Source organism: Acinetobacter sp. NIPH 2699 (assembly GCF_022549355.1).
In the GTDB taxonomy this organism is placed as follows: Bacteria; Pseudomonadota; Gammaproteobacteria; order Pseudomonadales; family Moraxellaceae; genus Acinetobacter.
The window spans coordinates 228,281-245,199 of sequence record NZ_JAKZGL010000001.1 but is presented as its reverse complement, the minus strand read 5'-3'; the positions used below and the strand labels follow the sequence as shown (position 1 = coordinate 245,199).

19 protein-coding genes are annotated in these 16,919 nt (G+C 38.1%); 15 read left to right on the top strand and 4 right to left on the bottom strand.

Going from position 1 to position 16,919, the window contains the following annotated elements:
- Nucleotides 1-29 precede the first annotated feature (29 nt).
- Nucleotides 30-476 carry an internalin gene (locus MMP72_RS01130; RefSeq protein ID WP_241313836.1) on the bottom strand — a complete coding sequence of 149 codons (447 nt, stop codon included), beginning with the start codon at nucleotides 474-476 and terminating at the stop codon, nucleotides 30-32.
- Nucleotides 477-846: 370 nt separating this feature from the next.
- On the opposite strand from MMP72_RS01130, the gene MMP72_RS01125 reads away from it, so the two are divergent.
- The 6 genes from MMP72_RS01125 to MMP72_RS01100 all read left to right on the top strand — a co-directional run bounded on the left by MMP72_RS01125 (nucleotide 847) and on the right by MMP72_RS01100 (nucleotide 6,547).
- A complete protein-coding gene (locus MMP72_RS01125; RefSeq protein WP_241313835.1) occupies nucleotides 847-2,478 on the top strand; it encodes a CTP synthase in 1,632 nt (543 codons plus the stop codon).
- Nucleotides 2,479-2,513: 35 nt separating this feature from the next.
- Nucleotides 2,514-3,371: a 3-deoxy-8-phosphooctulonate synthase gene (kdsA, locus tag MMP72_RS01120; RefSeq protein ID WP_241313834.1), complete on the top strand. Its 858-nt coding sequence runs from the start codon at nucleotides 2,514-2,516 to the stop codon at nucleotides 3,369-3,371.
- Between the two features lie 91 nt (nucleotides 3,372-3,462).
- Entirely contained in the window at nucleotides 3,463-4,752 is a 1,290-nt protein-coding gene (gene eno / locus MMP72_RS01115) for a phosphopyruvate hydratase (protein ID WP_241313833.1), read from the top strand.
- A gap of 127 nt (nucleotides 4,753-4,879) precedes the next feature.
- Nucleotides 4,880-5,245: a cell division protein FtsB gene (ftsB, locus tag MMP72_RS01110; RefSeq protein ID WP_241313832.1), complete on the top strand. Its 366-nt coding sequence runs from the start codon at nucleotides 4,880-4,882 to the stop codon at nucleotides 5,243-5,245.
- Nucleotides 5,235-5,942, top strand: a complete 708-nt coding sequence (gene ispD, locus MMP72_RS01105; protein ID WP_241313831.1) for a 2-C-methyl-D-erythritol 4-phosphate cytidylyltransferase — start codon at nucleotides 5,235-5,237, stop codon at nucleotides 5,940-5,942. The genes ftsB and ispD overlap by 11 nt, the downstream gene beginning before the upstream one ends.
- 128 nt (nucleotides 5,943-6,070) lie before the next feature.
- Nucleotides 6,071-6,547, top strand: coding sequence for a DUF6438 domain-containing protein (locus MMP72_RS01100; RefSeq protein ID WP_241313830.1), 477 nt, complete (start codon nucleotides 6,071-6,073; stop codon nucleotides 6,545-6,547).
- A 61-nt stretch (nucleotides 6,548-6,608) separates the two neighbouring features.
- On the opposite strand, the gene MMP72_RS01095 is transcribed toward MMP72_RS01100, so the two are convergent.
- Both MMP72_RS01095 and MMP72_RS01090 read right to left on the bottom strand, forming a co-directional pair.
- A complete protein-coding gene (locus MMP72_RS01095) occupies nucleotides 6,609-7,373 on the bottom strand; it encodes an RES family NAD+ phosphorylase (protein WP_241313829.1) in 765 nt (254 codons plus the stop codon).
- The gene (locus MMP72_RS01090) at nucleotides 7,370-7,741 is read right to left on the bottom strand and encodes an XRE family transcriptional regulator (protein WP_241313828.1); all 372 of its coding nucleotides are present in this window, start codon (nucleotides 7,739-7,741) and stop codon (nucleotides 7,370-7,372) included. The genes MMP72_RS01095 and MMP72_RS01090 overlap by 4 nt, the downstream gene beginning before the upstream one ends.
- Before the next feature lie 224 nt (nucleotides 7,742-7,965).
- Here MMP72_RS01090 and MMP72_RS01085 point away from each other — a divergent pair, with 224 nt between their 5' ends.
- From MMP72_RS01085 to MMP72_RS01055, 7 genes are all read left to right on the top strand, one after another.
- Nucleotides 7,966-8,385 carry a YeeE/YedE thiosulfate transporter family protein gene (locus MMP72_RS01085; RefSeq protein WP_241313827.1) on the top strand — a complete coding sequence of 140 codons (420 nt, stop codon included), beginning with the start codon at nucleotides 7,966-7,968 and terminating at the stop codon, nucleotides 8,383-8,385.
- A complete protein-coding gene (locus MMP72_RS01080) occupies nucleotides 8,382-8,792 on the top strand; it encodes a YeeE/YedE family protein (protein WP_241313826.1) in 411 nt (136 codons plus the stop codon). Before MMP72_RS01085 ends, MMP72_RS01080 begins: the two co-directional genes overlap by 4 nt.
- Before the next feature lie 10 nt (nucleotides 8,793-8,802).
- The gene (locus MMP72_RS01075) at nucleotides 8,803-9,675 is read left to right on the top strand and encodes an MBL fold metallo-hydrolase (protein ID WP_241313825.1); all 873 of its coding nucleotides are present in this window, start codon (nucleotides 8,803-8,805) and stop codon (nucleotides 9,673-9,675) included.
- A 180-nt stretch (nucleotides 9,676-9,855) separates the two neighbouring features.
- The gene (locus tag MMP72_RS01070; protein ID WP_241313824.1) at nucleotides 9,856-10,554 is read left to right on the top strand and encodes a histidine phosphatase family protein; all 699 of its coding nucleotides are present in this window, start codon (nucleotides 9,856-9,858) and stop codon (nucleotides 10,552-10,554) included.
- A 176-nt stretch (nucleotides 10,555-10,730) separates the two neighbouring features.
- Nucleotides 10,731-10,991, top strand: coding sequence for a hypothetical protein (locus MMP72_RS01065; protein ID WP_241313823.1), 261 nt, complete (start codon nucleotides 10,731-10,733; stop codon nucleotides 10,989-10,991).
- Between the two features lie 115 nt (nucleotides 10,992-11,106).
- The gene (locus MMP72_RS01060) at nucleotides 11,107-11,697 is read left to right on the top strand and encodes a uracil-DNA glycosylase family protein (protein WP_241313822.1); all 591 of its coding nucleotides are present in this window, start codon (nucleotides 11,107-11,109) and stop codon (nucleotides 11,695-11,697) included.
- Between the two features lie 249 nt (nucleotides 11,698-11,946).
- Nucleotides 11,947-13,401: a SulP family inorganic anion transporter gene (locus tag MMP72_RS01055; protein ID WP_241313821.1), complete on the top strand. Its 1,455-nt coding sequence runs from the start codon at nucleotides 11,947-11,949 to the stop codon at nucleotides 13,399-13,401.
- Between the two features lie 256 nt (nucleotides 13,402-13,657).
- Here MMP72_RS01055 and MMP72_RS01050 read toward each other — a convergent pair whose 3' ends face one another.
- Nucleotides 13,658-15,166: a phospholipase D family protein gene (locus MMP72_RS01050; protein WP_241313820.1), complete on the bottom strand. Its 1,509-nt coding sequence runs from the start codon at nucleotides 15,164-15,166 to the stop codon at nucleotides 13,658-13,660.
- A gap of 297 nt (nucleotides 15,167-15,463) precedes the next feature.
- On the opposite strand from MMP72_RS01050, the gene MMP72_RS01045 reads away from it, so the two are divergent.
- Entirely contained in the window at nucleotides 15,464-15,739 is a 276-nt protein-coding gene (locus tag MMP72_RS01045; protein ID WP_004653592.1) for a metal/formaldehyde-sensitive transcriptional repressor, read from the top strand.
- 20 nt (nucleotides 15,740-15,759) lie between these two features.
- Complete coding sequence (locus MMP72_RS01040; protein ID WP_241314009.1) at nucleotides 15,760-16,869, top strand: S-(hydroxymethyl)glutathione dehydrogenase/class III alcohol dehydrogenase; 1,110 nt, start codon at nucleotides 15,760-15,762, stop codon at nucleotides 16,867-16,869.
- Nucleotides 16,870-16,919 lie beyond the last annotated feature (50 nt).

Sequence of the window (16,919 nt, the reverse complement as noted above, 5' to 3'; positions counted from 1 at the left end):
CTGGCTTTTTTAATACTGATTTTAATGTATTAATTGCTTAATGCTGGTGTTGCGGCAGCGATTGCAGCAGCGACAGCATCTTCTTCACTTTGACCAGAAACATTTGATTTAGGTGGTTTAGGCTGTTCAGTTTGAGTTGCTCTTGGTTGTTCAGTACGAGAAGACTCGGTTTGAGCAGCAGTATTGGTTGTGCTTTGGGGCTGAGCAGGTCGAGTTTCACGACGAATTTCGGTTGTTGTATTTTCAGTTTCTTCATGAATCGTTTCAATTTCAGGAGCGGGAGCTTCTTCTGTATTGACGCTTTCTAAAGACTCAAACACTTGAGTTTGCACTGGTTCAGGCTGTTGTTCAGGCACTTGTGTTTCAGTTGCCTGTTCTGGCTGCTCTTCGTTTTTCGGTTCTTCTTTTTTCACACAAGCTGTAAGTAAAAGACCCGCCGCAAGTGCTGCACAAATTAAAAGTTTATTATTCGCCATCGCTAAAACAACATATCAAATAAGGACGATGAGGATTATAACAGCAAACTTAACTGAAAAAAGCACTAGGATTTATCGAGTTTGTTGATGTTTTATAAATGCTTGCATGCAGGTCGTTGTTTTAAAGTGAGTAAGCAGTGATGCTGAAAGGGGATTTTCCCTATCGAAGTGGTGTTTTTGATTTGTTAAAAACAATTTATGTATGAAATCTCCATAAATCCCATAAAATTTTATCGAAAATGCTGATAGAATAGCCAGTTGTTTATAGTTCTTTGAATTGAAGCGGTTTGACTTTGCTTTATAGGGGCAGAGTACAGTAAAATTGCCCAACATTGTAGGCCGATTTCGGCTTGATTGTACGAGAAACTTAATGACCCATTTTATTTTTGTCACTGGTGGTGTGGTTTCATCACTAGGTAAAGGTATTTCTGCTGCTTCTGTTGCCGCACTTTTGGAAGCTCGTGGCTTAAAAGTCACGATGGTAAAAATGGATCCATATATCAATGTCGATCCAGGTACCATGAGCCCATTTCAGCACGGTGAAGTTTTTGTCACAGAGGATGGTGCTGAAACTGACTTAGATTTGGGATATTACGAACGTTTCCTACGTCGTGCAAAAATGACGAAGTTGAATAACTTTACCAGTGGACGTGTCTATCAAGACGTTCTAAACAAAGAGCGCCGTGGTGACTACCTTGGTGGTACAGTCCAAGTTATTCCACATATTACCGATAATATTAAAGAACGTGTATTACGTGCTGGTGAAGGTTACGATGTCGCGATCGTAGAGATCGGCGGTACAGTGGGTGATATCGAATCACTTCCATTTATGGAGTCAGTGCGTCAGCTTATGGTTGAGCTGGGTCATAAACGTACCATGTTGATGCATTTAACTTTATTGCCATACATCAAGTCGGCTGCTGAACTTAAAACCAAGCCAACTCAGCACTCTGTGAAAGAGCTTCTTTCGATTGGTATTCAACCAGATATTCTTATCTGCCGTACCGAATACGATGTTGATGCGGATACTAAGCGTAAAATTGCATTGTTTACCAATGTAGAAGCACGTGCAGTTGTTGTCTGTAAAGATGCAAAAACAATTTATCAAATTCCACGTAATTTCTCTGAACAAAACGTGGATGACTTAATCTGTGAACGTTTTGGTTATAACGATCTTCCAGAAGCAAATCTTGAAGACTGGGACAATGTGGTTGATGCCTTACTCAACCCAGAATACATCGTACGTGTTGCAATGGTCGGTAAATATGTAGAATTGCCAGATGCTTATAAATCTGTAAATGAAGCACTTTTACATGCAGGTATTCAAAACCGCGTTAAAGTACAAATTGATTATGTTGATGCTGAATCTTTAGAAGGTCAGGATATTTCTGTTCTTGAGACTGCGGATGCGATCTTGGTACCCGGTGGATTCGGTGAGCGCGGTACTGAAGGTAAAATGCGTGCAATTCAATATGCACGTGAAAATGGCGTGCCATTTTTAGGTATCTGTTTGGGTATGCAGTTGGCAGTGATTGAGTATGCACGCAATGTAGCTGGAGTGCCTGAGGCAACCTCAACTGAATTTAATCGTTCAACCAAATATCCATTGATTGGCTTAATTACAGAATGGCTAGATGAACGTGGCGAATTACAACATCGTAGTCTTGAGTCAGACTTAGGCGGTACGATGCGTTTAGGTGCACAAAAATCAGAATTGGTTGAAGGTGCAAAAATTCGTAGCATCTATGGTCAAGCTGAAATTATTGAGCGTCATCGCCATCGTTATGAAATGAATGACCGTTTTATTCCAACACTAGAACAAGCTGGCATGAAGGTTTCTGGTTATTCATCAGTACAACATTTAGTTGAAACTGTAGAAATTCCTGAACATCCTTGGTTTATTGCTGTACAATTCCACCCGGAATTTACAAGTTCACCACGTGATGGACATCCGTTATTTGCTAGTTTTATTGATGCTGCAAAAAAACAGCACCAAAAGTAAATAATGTAGGCTTTAAATAAACTGGGAAAGTTTAGATGTCACAATTAAAACCACAAGAAGTTGTACGTTTAGGCGATATACAAATGGCAAATCATTTGCCATTTGTATTGTTTGGCGGAATGAACGTACTCGAATCAAAAGATTTAGCCTTTGAAATTGCTGAAACTTATGTTGATATTTGCAAGCGCTTAGATATTCCTTATGTGTTCAAAGCAAGCTTTGATAAAGCGAATCGCTCAAGCTTAAATTCATTCCGTGGTCCAGGTTTGGAAAAAGGACTGGAATGGCTTGCAGACATTAAAAAACAGTTCAATGTGCCTATTATTACTGATGTGCATGAACCTTATCAGGCTGCACCAGTTGCGGAAGTTGCAGACATTATCCAACTGCCAGCATTTTTAAGTCGTCAGACTGATCTTGTTGAAGCAATGGCAAAGACACAAGCTATTATCAATATCAAGAAAGCACAATTTTTAGCACCACATGAAATGCGTCATATTCTGCATAAATGTTTAGAAGCTGGAAATGACAAACTGATTCTTTGCGAACGTGGTTCAGCATTTGGTTATAACAACTTGGTTGTTGATATGCTGGGTTTTGACACGATGAAAGAAATGAATGTCCCTGTTTTCTTTGATGTGACTCATGCATTGCAAACACCGGGTGGTCGTTCAGATTCTGCTGGTGGTCGCCGTGCGCAAATCACGACTTTAGCACGTGCTGGTATGGCAACAGGTTTAGCTGGTCTGTTCTTGGAAGCACATCCAGACCCTGAAAATGCAAAATGTGATGGACCTTGTGCATTGCGTTTATCTCAGCTTGAGCCATTTTTGGCGCAATTAAAAGAATTGGATACTTTGATTAAAGGATTCAAAAAGTTAGATACACATTAAACTTACCTTACCCCTTTGAGTTCCTCTATAAAAGGGGGACGTTAAGGGGGCAAAAGTTTAATTTACTATTCATTCAACAGAGGAATTGTTCATGAGCCAAATCGTTGATATTCGTGCGCGCGAAATTTTGGACTCTCGTGGTAACCCAACCATCGAAGCAGACGTAATTTTAGAATCTGGGGTTGTTGGTCGTGCATGTGCACCATCTGGTGCTTCAACTGGTTCTCGTGAAGCTTTAGAACTTCGTGACGGTGATAAAGCGCGTTACTTAGGTAAAGGTGTTCGTACAGCAGTTAATAACGTTAACACACTGATTCGTGATGCTTTGTTGGGTAAATCAGTTTTTGAGCAAAAAGACATTGATAATACAATGATCGCGCTTGATGGTACTGAAAACAAAGAAAAATTAGGTGCTAACGCAACGCTAGCTGTATCTTTAGCTGTTGCACGCGCTGCTGCTGATGAAAAGAAAACACCGCTTTTCCAATACATCGCAGATCTTCGTGGTCAAACGATTTTGACGATGCCTGTTCCAATGATGAACATCATCAATGGTGGTTCACATGCGGATAATAATGTAGATATTCAAGAGTTCATGATTGAACCCGTTGGTTTCACTTCATTCTCTGAAGCGCTACGTGCGGGTGCTGAAATTTTCCATTCTTTAAAATCAGTTTTAAAGAAACAAGGCCTAAACACAGCCGTTGGTGATGAAGGTGGTTTTGCGCCAAACCTTCGTTCTAATGAAGAAGCAATCACTGTTATTCTTGAGTCAATTGAAAAAACTGGCTATAAAGCAGGTTCTGACATTATGCTTGCGCTTGATTGTGCATCATCAGAATTCTACAAAAATGGTCAATATATTCTTGCAGGCGAAGGCAATAAAGCATTTACCAGCAATCAATTTGCTGATTATTTGGCAGGTCTTGTAAACCAGTATCCAATTATCTCAATCGAAGATGGTTTAGATGAGTCTGATTGGGAAGGTTGGAGCTACTTAACCTCAATCCTTGGCGATAAGATTCAATTGGTTGGTGACGATTTATTCGTAACAAATCCTAAGATTTTACAACGTGGTATTGATGAGAAAGTAGGTAACTCTATTCTGATCAAATATAACCAAATTGGTACTTTGACTGAAACTCTAGATGCAATTTACCTTGCAAAAGCAAATGGTTATAGTACTGTTATTTCACATCGCTCAGGTGAAACAGAAGATTCGACCATTGCTGACTTAGCCGTTGGTACAGCAGCAGGCCAAATCAAGACGGGTTCACTTTGCCGTTCTGACCGTGTTGCAAAATATAACCAATTGCTTCGTATTGAAGAATTAACTCAAGCAGCTTACCGCGGTAAAGCTGAGTTTAAAGGTCTAAATTAAGGTCAATCTCAGCTATGTTGAATTCTCCTGGCCCTCTTTCTTTACAAAAGAGAGAAACTTCACGAATTCAGAATCCTATAGAATTCGTGACTGATCTTCCTTTAAAGAGGGATATAGGGAGTTTTTTATGTTAGAGATTTTTAGATCTACGTCGAGTAAGTTGATTCTGTTACTTGCAGTCGTTTTGATTGCAAGTTTGCAGTATCGGTTTTGGCTTGGTGAGGGAGGATACGTTCCTCATCAGGCTTTAACCCATCAAATTCAGCAACAAGCTGAAATTAATACCGAATTAAAAGAGCGTAATCGTATTCTAGCAGCCGAAGTTTTTGATTTAAAAAATGGCAGTGAAGCGATAGAAGAACACGCACGCCTAGATTTGGGTTTAGTTAAACCGCATGAAACCTTTGTGCAAATGAGTACGATTAGTACCCATTACAAACCCATTTATATTGATCCAAATGCTGACGTAGATACCGCAACCAATGAAAACTAAGTTGTGGGCAGTTGTTCCAGCAGCAGGTTCGGGCAGTCGCTTTTCCAAAACAGAACTGAAACAATATCAATATATCCAAAATCAAACTGTGCTTGAACATACGGTCAATCGTTTAAATACATTGGATTTGGCTGGATGTGTGCTTGCGATCGGTGAGCAAGATAACTTTGCTCAAACACTTCCGTTTCAATATCCAGATAAATTGCACTTCTGTGCTGGCGGTACAGAGCGCGTCCATTCGGTTCTTAATGCTTTAATTTATCTATCTGATATTGCAGATGAAAATGATTGGGTTCTGGTGCATGATGCTGCACGTCCATGTGTGACAGCGAACTGTTTAGAGAAATTGGTACGGTCATCAGTACAAGCGAATCAAAGTTCTATTTTAGCGATTCCAGTTCGGGATACCTTAAAACATGTGCAATCCAACCATCAAATCGAAAAGACAGTCAGCCGTGAACACTTATGGCAAGCGCAAACACCACAAATGGCAAGATTAAAAACCTTAAAACATGCGATTGAAACTGCATTAGCTGCCCAAATAAATATTACAGATGAAGCAAGTGCATTGGAATATATCAATGAACCTGTGCAAGTTGTACAGGGACGTTCAGATAATATTAAAATTACTTATATGGATGATTTAGAACTTGCACGTTTAGTTTTTCTGTCTCAAGTAAATTCGGCTGAAATTTAGGCATATCTTTTTTAATGTGAAATAGCCTAAGTAAATTAGATGAAATTTATCATTTCCTTGTTAACATAAATGACAAGTATTTCACAATTTGTTAAATTTAAACAACAATCTTGATAATGGATCAATAAATGAAAAAATTATTACTTGCAGGCCTTTTTAGTTTTTCTCTAGTTGGTTGTGCTACAACAACACAACAGCCTCAAGATACCGTACAGGAAACGATTCGCTACTCAACGAGTCCTTGTTTTGGTACATGTCCGATTTATTCTGTTGAGATTTCTCCTTCTGGGAATGTTCATTTTGATGGTAAGCAATATACTAAAGTGACAGGAACTCAAAATCTAACAGTTGACCCTTCTATTTATAAGAAGCTCCAACAAGAACTGAAAATTTATCGCCCAGAAACAGCTACAAGTGTAAAAACCACAGGGTGTGAGCAGACCGCAACAGATCAACAGAGTGCATATTTCTCATGGTCACGTCCAGATGGTACTGTGACTAATTTAAGTCATTATATGGGCTGTATTTCTCCAGCAAATGCGGAGTTAAACAAACTGATTGAAAAATTACCTAAGCTCATTGGGGTTGAAGATTTAGTGAGTTAAATAGAATTATTTAATTGCCCCGAGAAATATCGGGGCATTTTTATATATGGGAGAAGGTGCTTTATGCAGGCATTGGAAATACACCTTGTTGTAAAAATTGTGATAATTCAAAACGAACAATGCTTGAATCTTCCACAGCTTTAAATATCACTTCATCTGCACCAATATCACAAAACCATTGCTCTCTATCTATGGGGCTATTTTGGCTAAAGTGTTCGGCCGTGAATAGTCCAACACAAGCCGCATGCTCATTTTCACGGGCAGATGGATATTCAAATATCTCTATGTCTGCATTTCTCATAGATGTGCCCAATTGTTGTGCGTAGCTATAATTTGTTGGGTGCGCGATGAGAGCAAGATACTGGTCAAAGGGTGGAGATTGTAAGCGGATTCCTTTATTACAATGGTAGCCTACTGAAAATAGTGTATGCTCGGTACGGATGGTCTTTTTCTTAGGTTGTCCATTCATTGAATGCCAAAATATAAAGCGATAATAAGCTGATTCAGCCAGCGTAACAGCGATACTACATCCGCCATAAAAAATACTCGGTTCAAATGTTCGACCAAAACGTGAACCCCATTTTAGTGGTGGGTAGCGAAAAGGCGTTTTAAGTAGATAATGTAAGTGGTCTGAGTTTTGAGGATAGGGCGGTTTAACTAATTCCAGCATATCCTCCAATAATGCTTGTTCTTCTAATGTATCAACTAATTGTCGTGTTGCAATTTGTTCTTGGCTCTCTACTAGGCGATATAACGTACCCGATAAAGGCACGATATGTTTTTTTCCCTCACAACTTTGCCATAGATCTTGTTCAATGGCGGTCATACTTTACCTCGAATTGCATCGACAAATTGCAGAACAGAAACCAATCCACTCACACTCTCAAGCTGTTTAACGGGGATACCACCTGTAACGCGATTCGGTGTATTCAGAAAATGACGCATCCAGTCGGTATCTCCACCAGTCAATGCGTATAATGCCCGTGATAGACGAATAAGTAATAGCGCCAGTTCACCTTGTTTAGAAGCAGGATCTAATTCAGGATTGCTTTTCAATCGGCTAATCGCTGTACGATGTACGCCAAGAATAGCTGCAAGTTGTACCTGTTTTAAATCAAGCTGTTCGGCCGCATTCAGTACTGCTTTAGCGAGTACAACTTTTTTGTCTGCGGGTTGTTTTAATAATGCACTCATGATGAAACCCTCATGTTGTATATGCACTTATTATAGTTTAATTGTGCAAAATGCACAATATAGTGCTAGAGTAATGATTTTGTATCAATATGATAGGGATAGAACCTAATCGCTGGATGTAAATTTGAGGAATAAACTCAGATAAAATAAATCATTACATTGAATCTAGATAATCAATATTTATTTTAATATATTATAAAAATACATAATATTTGAGGTGGAATATGAATAGTATGTTGATGGCGCTGCTAGGCGGTGTTCTTATTGGGTTAGCAGTGATTGGTTATTTATATATCAATGGTCGTATCGCAGGAATTAGTGGTTTGATCGCCCAGCTACTCCAACCAAGATCATTGTTTAAAAGTTCAGCATTATGGTTTTTATTAGGTTTGCTTATCACACCATTTATTTATCAATTTTTTATTCAACCTGAAATTCTATTGCAGTCATCTCCGATAGCCCTAATTATTGCTGGGGTGTTGGTCGGTTTTGGTACACGTCTAGGCTCAGGATGTACCAGTGGACATGGTATTTGTGGAATAAGTCGCTTATCGATACGTTCAATCGTTGCAACGATGATATTCATGTTTGCTGGGATTGTAACGGTATATATTGCACGCCATTTATTCGGAGCGATGTTATGAAAAATATTTTCGCTTTTTTATTTGGTAGCTTATTTGCGCTGGGTCTGATGATTTCGGGGATGTCGAATCCAGAAAAAGTCTTAGGTTTCCTCGATATTTTTGGCCAATGGGATATCAGCTTAATGTTTGTGATGATCGGAGCAATTGCTGTTGCAATTATTCCTTTCCAAAAAGCAATTCGTCATCCAAAAACATTATTTGGAGAAGAAATTACGTTACCCACAAATACTCAGATTGATAAAAAGCTGGTGATCGGAGCCATATTATTTGGTATTGGTTGGGGAATTGCTGGTGTTTGTCCTGCACCTGCAATTACATTGATTGGATTGGGGTATTCTCAAATTTGGTATTTTATTACGGCAATGCTATTTGGTATGTTTATTCATTATTTATGGGCTGAGCGGTAGGAGAACTAAAATGCTACATCCTCAAGTTAAAGCTTTTTTTGATCAAGATACCAATACATTTAGCTATGTCTTAAAAGATCCTCAGACAAATTGTTGTGCTGTAATTGATAGTGTATTGAATTATGACCCTGCATCAGCTTCAACCTCGACTGAAAGTGCAGATCAAATCGTTCAATACATTGAAGATCATCAATTAAAAGTTGAATGGATATTGGAAACGCATGTACATGCAGATCATCTAACCGCTTCTCAATACTTAAAATCAAAATTGGGTGGCAAAGTTGCCATGAGTCAGAAGATTAGCATTGTTCAAGAAACTTTCAGTACGATATACGGCATTGATATCAAGTATTTTAATACATATCAAAGCTTTGATTATTTATTTAAAGACAATGAGCATTTTAGTATTGGTAAATTAGATGCCTATAACATTCCAACACCAGGGCATACGCCTGCATGTTTGAGCTATGTGATTGGCGATGCTGTATTTATAGGAGATACGCTATTTATGCCTGACTACGGTACGGCACGTTGTGACTTTCCGAAAGGAAGTGCGGACCAATTATTTGATTCAGTACAAAAACTATATCAGCTTCCTGAGCAAACAAGAGTTTTCCTTTGTCATGACTACAAGCCAGAGGGACGAGATGAATATGTTTATGAAACAAGTATCAGTACACAAAAGCAAACGAATATTCATATAGATGCTAAAGCTCGCAAACAAGATTTTGTTCGAATGAGGCAGGCACGTGATGCGACTTTATCTATGCCGAAACTCATTCTGCCATCTATCCAAATTAATATGGATGCTGGGCGTTTTCCTGAACCTGAGTCCAACGGCATACGTTATTTAAAGCTACCTTTAAATTACTTTAATCAGTAAACAACCTGAGTTAGGCTTCGCTAAATGCCAATACTGTTATATACACTTAGAATAGCCTAAGTGAATTTAATAATTTGATTCACTACCGTTGATATATCAAAATAAATATTTTGTACATTCGGTCAACGCTATGATAAAACTACAATTCATTTTAAAACTTGCTGAAATTAAGGTGTTTAAATGACCACCATTTATTTAGTCAGACATGGTCAGGCTTCATTTGGTAAAAGTAATTACGATGAGCTATCTGAAAATGGTGAAGCGCAGGCAAAGCTCTTAGGGCAATATTTTAAACATCTTTTTACTGAACCGCCTTATATCATTTCGGGCAGCATGAAACGTCATCAGCAAACCACGCAAATTTCATTGAATGAATGTTTTCCTCAAGCGGACTATAAAATTGATGGGTTATGGAATGAGTTTAATCATCATCAAGTATTTTCGTTGTATGAACCTAGATTTGCTCAACCAGAAGCATTGAAACAAGATATTTTTCAAGAAGTCGATCCAAGGGCTTATTTATTTCAGATTTTCGATCAGGCGATTGCCCGTTGGACAAATGAGGAATTTCATCATGAATATGATGAATCTTGGATCACTTTTAAAATGCGTGTAGAAAGCGCATTACAAAATTTATGTACTGAATTGGCGGATAAACAACCACAAGAAGCTGTGGTTTTTACTTCTGGTGGAGTGATCTCTGTTGTCGTAGGTAAATTACTTGAATTGAGTGTACAACGGACTTTCGCTCTGAGCTGGTCTATTGCGAACACCAGTGTGACCACATTGAAGTTAGTCAATGGTGAGCCGCAGTTATTGAGTGTCAATGAACATCAATTTATCAAATCTAAAAATCCAGATTTGTTAACTTGGTTGTAATTTAGAGAACTCATCTACTAAATCCTGTGAAAAGGCAATGCTTGCTTATGAATGCTTAAACTCTTGTGAATCTATCAACAATATGACAAAAAATAGACAGCTACACCAGTTTAGCGTGGGCTTCTTGGATTTCTGTGGTATAAAAATATCTCAACAATTCAACTTGAGAATAAGAAATGTCTGAAAAAAAATATCATTGGTATTTAATTGGTTATACTTTTAATGATAAGAATGATAGCGGTAATACTCGAAATTTTAGTATCCAACTGCCTTTGGAAACCTTTTTACCACCCGTTTCTCAATCAAAATTAAATGAGCTTGGTGTCATTGGTCTAGAGTGGATCAAAAAGAATGATCCTTCAGCCATTCCTGAGAACTTATTTGCGCTATCTATTTGTTATTTAGGTGAGATGAGCACACCAGAATTTCACGCTTAAAAGTAGATTGGAAAGCCCTTGGTAGGGCTTTCTGTCTGTAGGTTGTTTTGAATGGTCTTTGTTGAAGTGTAGTCTTTATGAAAAAAGGTGCTTTTAATGTCTTGGTTTTTCCTAAATGATTGATATCGAAATTGAAACTCATCCTTTAACGCCATTTTTACCTGCTCAAGCAAAGTTGCTCATGCTAGGAAGTTTTCCTCCACCTCAAACTCGATGGAAGATGGATTTCTATTATCCAAATTATCAGAATGACATGTGGCGGATATTTGGTCTGATTTTTTTTCAAGACAAGGATTATTTTTTAGACTTGCCGAATAAAAATTTTAAAGAACAACTGATACGTGATTTTTTAACAGAAATTGGTGTTGGAATATTTGATACGGCATATCAAGTTAAAAGATTGCAAGGCAATGCTTCGGATAAGTTTTTAGAGATCGTCACGCCAACTGATTTATCCAAATTACTTGAGCAAATTCCAATGTGTCATACCATCATGACGACAGGGGATAAAGCAACCGATACTTTGATGCAGCATTTTCCTGAACAGATAATTAAGCCAATAATTGGGCAATCTGTCCAAGTCAGCTATGAAAATCGTGAGCTGAACTTATATCGCCTACCATCATCTTCAAGAGCATATCCTTTAGCACTGGAAAAGAAGGCAGATGCTTACCGATATTTTTTTAAGGAAATTGGTTTGGTTTAATAAAGCAAAACTTCAATCATTTGAGTGGCGATTGGTAAATCAAGTGAATTTTTAATTAAACTGATCTACAATACACACTCAAATTTTATATTCATTCTATTTTCGCACTTATGATTCTGACTCCACCTTAATTTATTTACCTTTCTAATCGTAAATAACTCATCACTGTCTAGTGATGTGGTGTAGTCGCTTGTGTGTTTATATATCACATCACTAGCCTATCTAAAAATTCCAAATTAGGCTATTTCAATGTTATCTCATATCAGAGCACAATGGTTCTCTAACATTCGTGGCGATGTTCTAGCAGGACTTGTTGTCGGGCTTGCATTAATTCCTGAAGCAATTGCATTTTCAATTATTGCTGGTGTAGATCCTAAAGTTGGGCTATATGCTTCGTTTTGTATTGCTGTGGTCATTTCGTTTGTAGGAGGGCGTCCTGCAATGATTTCAGCAGCCACCGGTGCGATGGCTTTACTTATGGTTACGTTGGTCAAGGAACATGGCCTCGAATATTTACTTGCTGCAACGATTTTGACTGGTGTTATTCAAATATTTGCAGGCTATGTAAAATTGGCCAAGCTTATGCGTTTTGTATCCAAATCTGTTGTGATTGGTTTTGTGAATGCCTTAGCCATACTGATTTTTATGGCACAATTGCCCGAACTGATCAATGTTACTTGGTCTGTGTATGCTTTTGTTGCTTTGGGTTTGGCAATTATTTACCTGTTCCCACTTATTCCTAGATTAGGTCAATTCATTCCATCACCTCTGGTATGTATTGTTGTGATTACATTACTTGCCGTTTCTTTCGGGGTAGATGTACGAACAGTTGGTGATATGGGAGCATTACCGAATACATTGCCAGTGTTTTTAATCCCAGATATTCCTTTAAACCTCGAAACCTTAATAATTATTTTGCCTTATTCAGTTGCACTAGCTGCTGTTGGTTTACTTGAATCAATGATGACGGCAACGATTGTTGATGAAATGACGGATACTCCAAGTGATAAGTTTCAGGAATGTAAAGGTCAGGGGATAGCAAATATTGCATCAGGATTTATGGGGGGAATGGCAGGCTGTGCCATGATTGGCCAATCTATGATTAATGTAAAATCTGGTGGTTTGACACGATTATCAACATTTTCTGCGGGTATTTTCCTGCTTATTTTGGTCGTATTTATCAGTGATTGGCTTAAAGTCATTCCAATGGCGGCTTTGGTTGCTGTCATGCTTATGGTATCAATTAGTACCTTTGAGTGGCATTCGCTAAAAACATTCAAAAGTAATCCTAAGAGTAGCAATGTGGTCATGGTTGCCACGGTGATTGTAGTGGTCGCTACACATAATTTAGCTTTGGGTGTGCTGACAGGTGTATTGCTTTCTGCACTGTTCCTTGCCAATAAACTGGAAAATGATATTCAGGTCAAAGCCTCCTTTGAGGGAACAGCCCGTTTATATGATTTACGAGGTCAAATTTTCTTTAGTTCTTCAGAGAAATTTATACAAGGTTTTGACTTTAAAGAAGATGTGAAAGAGGTCATTATTGATTTAACTCACGCTCATATTTGGGATGTCACCTCAGTTGCGATGCTTGATTCTGTTATCAATAAATTCCAAAAGAATGGTACAAATGTGATAGTACGTGGTTTAAATGAAGCCAGTTCTATTATGATTGATAAATATGGGGCTCATGCAAAGATTTAAACTGAATATGCTGTGATGATGGTATTTTACGACCATCATCTTTTTATATCTTCTAAAAATAGATTTATAGAAAAGCAGATGCTTAAAGAAAAGTGAGCTTATTTATAAAAATAAGGGGATTCAATGAAGGATATACCCAGTCCAATTGACTTAAGAAATTATGATGATGCTTTAGAACAGGCATCTATTGAAAGTATTAAGATGCCTTTAAAAATTGAGGGATTATGTTTATTTGAGATGATAATGGAATAAGTCTTTACATCATCCATTCAACTGGAAAATAAGAGACAATATTCATGCTCAATCTTTGAAATTTTGTGCTCTCAGGGTCATGGTGATGCTCAATCACCTGACCATTCTCCTTATGCTCATACCAAATAATATTTCCATCTGAATCAAGTTTGAGCTGATAAGCGACTTGAAGTAAATGTTGGTCAAGCATCGCTGTAATCTGATCTTGCAAATGATCTGATTCAACCACCAAACCAACTTCAGTATTTAAATGAGCTGAACGAGGGTCGAAGTTAAACGAGCCAATGAAGACTTTTCCATCTACATCAAAAAATTTCGCATGCAAACTAGAGCGATTCTTACCTTTCACAGGAATCACGCTACCCGTAGCAATCTCATACCACGTCCGTTTTTTACGTTCAATATTCGGTTTGAACTCATAAAGTTGTACGCCATTTTGTAGAAGCGGTTTACGATATTGGCTATAAAATGAATGAACCACGGCGACATCATTGGCGACTAGACTATTGGTAAGTACGCGAACTTTGATGCCATTATTGGATAATTGGCTTAAATATTCTGCTCCACGTTGAGTTGGTACAAAATAGGCTGAAACCAATTCCATGTGCTGCTCAGGCTTCCCCATAATTTTTAAGACTTGCGAATAAAGCAGTTCTTGTTCTTTGGCTTGTCCCAAAGCTTTATTTGGACGATCCGCAACAAAGTGCGCTTTTGCCCATTGAACAGGGTAGTTTTGCAAACGTATTTTTAAGTAGTCTTGTGCCGCTTCGAGTTTCTTTTCAGTGAGCGTGTTTTCTTCATCAAAAGCCTTATAGCTTTGCCTGATACTTTCAAGTTTTTGCTGTGTGCCTTGACCGAGCAACTGTTCGGTGGAATAACTTAAGTCACTATTCCAAAACTCATCGAAAACCTCAACGGCATGATCGACAGATGCTCCATAAAATAAGATGTCCATGTCACTAAATTGAAATTGATCACTTGCGTCAAAGTATTCACTACTAATATTTCTACCGCCTGTGACAGCAATTGATGCGTCAGCAATGGTGAGTTTATTGTGCATACGATGATTAATTTGATTTAACCTAAAAATATAATCAATAAATCTCAAGTGTCTAAATTTGTAGGGATTAAAGATTCGAATTTCTAAATTTGGATGCTGAGACAGCGCTTTGAGGGTTTTATCAAGTTTGATTCCATTTTGGTCATCAATGATTAATCTGATTTTTACACCTCTATCAGCAGCATTGAGCAATTCATAAAGCATCAAGTTCCCAATAGGATCATCATTCCAAATGTAATATTGTAAATCTAGATGGTATTTCGCATTCCTGATTAAATGGATACGAGATGCAATACTTAAAAAAGCATCATCTAAAGCTAAAAATGCAGTTAAACCATTTTCAATATTAAGATCGGATTGTGGGTCATTTATCCACTTTGTTTTTGTTTGCAAGGGATTACTCCGATCATGGTTCTGATTGAGTGGCAAAGAACAGCCACTCATTCCTAACATGATAACTAGTGTCGTTATCTTGAAATGGTATGAATTGTTTATCATTTTATTGATCAAGCGTGCGAGTCCAACAGTAATTGGTAGATGATTGATTTTCTTATATATCTAAATGCTTTTTTGTTCCAAGGGTTAAATGTAATTATCAATATAATCAATCATTTATTTCCTTGTTTATCTTTCCTTTTATATAAGTAAATCCCGATAAACACCGCTTTATAGAATTTTAAATCAATAAATATTGAGCTAAATTACTATACTGGTGTATAGTATATTTTTAGATTTAATGTGGTCGACATTATGCCTAAACAGTTAGAGGATAAAAAAAAGATTCTCACACGTGTAAGACGAATCCAAGGTCAAGTTCAGAGCGTTGAACGTGCTTTGGAAAATGACACAGAATGTGCAGATATTTTGCAGCAAATCTGTGCAGTCCGTGGTGCATTAAATGGTTTGATGACTGAACTTCTCGAAATTCACTTAAAAGATACTTTAGTCGTCGGTGAATCTTCTGAGTTGCAACGCAGTCAAGAGCTGATTCAAGTCAGTAAAATTCTTAAATCTTATTTAAAGTAAAATTAAGGAGAGTCATTGTGATTAAATCTCGTGCAGCCGTTGCTTTTGCCGCAGGCGAACCATTACAAATCGTAGAACTTGATGTTGAGCCACCTAAAGCAGGTGAAGTCCTCATTAAAATTACGCATACAGGTGTGTGCCATACTGATGCTTTCACTTTGTCTGGCGATGATCCTGAAGGTGTGTTTCCTGCGGTATTAGGGCATGAAGGGGCTGGGGTTGTGGTGCAAGTTGGTGAGGGTGTGACCAGTGTTGCTGTAGGCGATCATGTGATTCCACTATATACCGCAGAATGTAAGGAATGTTTATTCTGTAAATCGGGTAAAACCAATTTATGTGTTGCGGTTCGTGCAACGCAAGGTAAAGGTGTGATGCCAGATGGTACAACTCGTTTCTCTTATAATGGTCAACCGATTTATCACTATATGGGTTGTTCAACCTTTAGTGAATATACTGTTGTTGCGGAAGTGTCTTTGGCAAAAATCAATCCTGAAGCCAACCATGAACAAGTATGTTTGTTGGGCTGTGGCGTAACCACAGGGATTGGTGCAGTACATAACACGGCGAAAGTACAAGAGGGTGATAGTGTTGCCGTGTTTGGTTTAGGTGGTATTGGTTTGGCTGTGGTACAAGGCGCACGTCAAGCCAAAGCTGGTCGAATCATTGTAGTCGATACCAATCCTGATAAGTTTGAACTGGCAAAACAGTTTGGTGCAACCGACTTCTTAAATCCAAAAGATTATGAGCAGCCAATTCAACAAGTGATTGTAGAAATGACAGGTTGGGGCGTTGATCATTCTTTTGAATGTATTGGCAATACCAATGTGATGCGTTCTGCTTTGGAATGTGCACATCGTGGTTGGGGACAATCGGTGATTATTGGCGTTGCAGGCGCAGGTCAAGAAATCTCAACTCGTCCGTTCCAACTGGTCACAGGACGTAAGTGGATGGGCACAGCGTTTGGTGGCGTGAAAGGTCGTTCACAATTACCAAAAATGGTAGAAGATGCGATGAAAGGTGAAATTCAGCTTGAACCTTTTGTGACGCATACCATGCCGCTTGAAGATATTAATGAAGCCTTTGATTTAATGCATGAAGGCAAGTCAATTCGTACCGTTATTCATTTTTAATTGTTAAAATCTAGATTTGATGGTGTGTCCTGCATCATCAAATCTTTGGG

Excerpts from the sequence above, each read along its gene's own strand:
- MMP72_RS01130 (WP_241313836.1), bottom strand. The coding sequence starts at position 476 with ATGGCGAATAATAAACTTTTAATTTGTGCAGCACTTGCGGCGGGTCTT.
- MMP72_RS01125 (WP_241313835.1), top strand. The coding sequence starts at position 847 with ATGACCCATTTTATTTTTGTCACTGGTGGTGTGGTTTCATCACTAGGT.
- kdsA (WP_241313834.1), top strand. The coding sequence starts at position 2,514 with ATGTCACAATTAAAACCACAAGAAGTTGTACGTTTAGGCGATATACAA.
- eno (WP_241313833.1), top strand. The coding sequence starts at position 3,463 with ATGAGCCAAATCGTTGATATTCGTGCGCGCGAAATTTTGGACTCTCGT.
- ftsB (WP_241313832.1), top strand. The coding sequence starts at position 4,880 with ATGTTAGAGATTTTTAGATCTACGTCGAGTAAGTTGATTCTGTTACTT.
- ispD (WP_241313831.1), top strand. The coding sequence starts at position 5,235 with ATGAAAACTAAGTTGTGGGCAGTTGTTCCAGCAGCAGGTTCGGGCAGT.
- MMP72_RS01100 (WP_241313830.1), top strand. The coding sequence starts at position 6,071 with ATGAAAAAATTATTACTTGCAGGCCTTTTTAGTTTTTCTCTAGTTGGT.
- MMP72_RS01095 (WP_241313829.1), bottom strand. The coding sequence starts at position 7,373 with ATGACCGCCATTGAACAAGATCTATGGCAAAGTTGTGAGGGAAAAAAA.
- MMP72_RS01090 (WP_241313828.1), bottom strand. The coding sequence starts at position 7,741 with ATGAGTGCATTATTAAAACAACCCGCAGACAAAAAAGTTGTACTCGCT.
- MMP72_RS01085 (WP_241313827.1), top strand. The coding sequence starts at position 7,966 with ATGAATAGTATGTTGATGGCGCTGCTAGGCGGTGTTCTTATTGGGTTA.
- MMP72_RS01080 (WP_241313826.1), top strand. The coding sequence starts at position 8,382 with ATGAAAAATATTTTCGCTTTTTTATTTGGTAGCTTATTTGCGCTGGGT.
- MMP72_RS01075 (WP_241313825.1), top strand. The coding sequence starts at position 8,803 with ATGCTACATCCTCAAGTTAAAGCTTTTTTTGATCAAGATACCAATACA.
- MMP72_RS01070 (WP_241313824.1), top strand. The coding sequence starts at position 9,856 with ATGACCACCATTTATTTAGTCAGACATGGTCAGGCTTCATTTGGTAAA.
- MMP72_RS01065 (WP_241313823.1), top strand. The coding sequence starts at position 10,731 with ATGTCTGAAAAAAAATATCATTGGTATTTAATTGGTTATACTTTTAAT.
- MMP72_RS01060 (WP_241313822.1), top strand. The coding sequence starts at position 11,107 with ATGATTGATATCGAAATTGAAACTCATCCTTTAACGCCATTTTTACCT.
- MMP72_RS01055 (WP_241313821.1), top strand. The coding sequence starts at position 11,947 with ATGTTATCTCATATCAGAGCACAATGGTTCTCTAACATTCGTGGCGAT.
- MMP72_RS01050 (WP_241313820.1), bottom strand. The coding sequence starts at position 15,166 with ATGTTAGGAATGAGTGGCTGTTCTTTGCCACTCAATCAGAACCATGAT.
- MMP72_RS01045 (WP_004653592.1), top strand. The coding sequence starts at position 15,464 with ATGCCTAAACAGTTAGAGGATAAAAAAAAGATTCTCACACGTGTAAGA.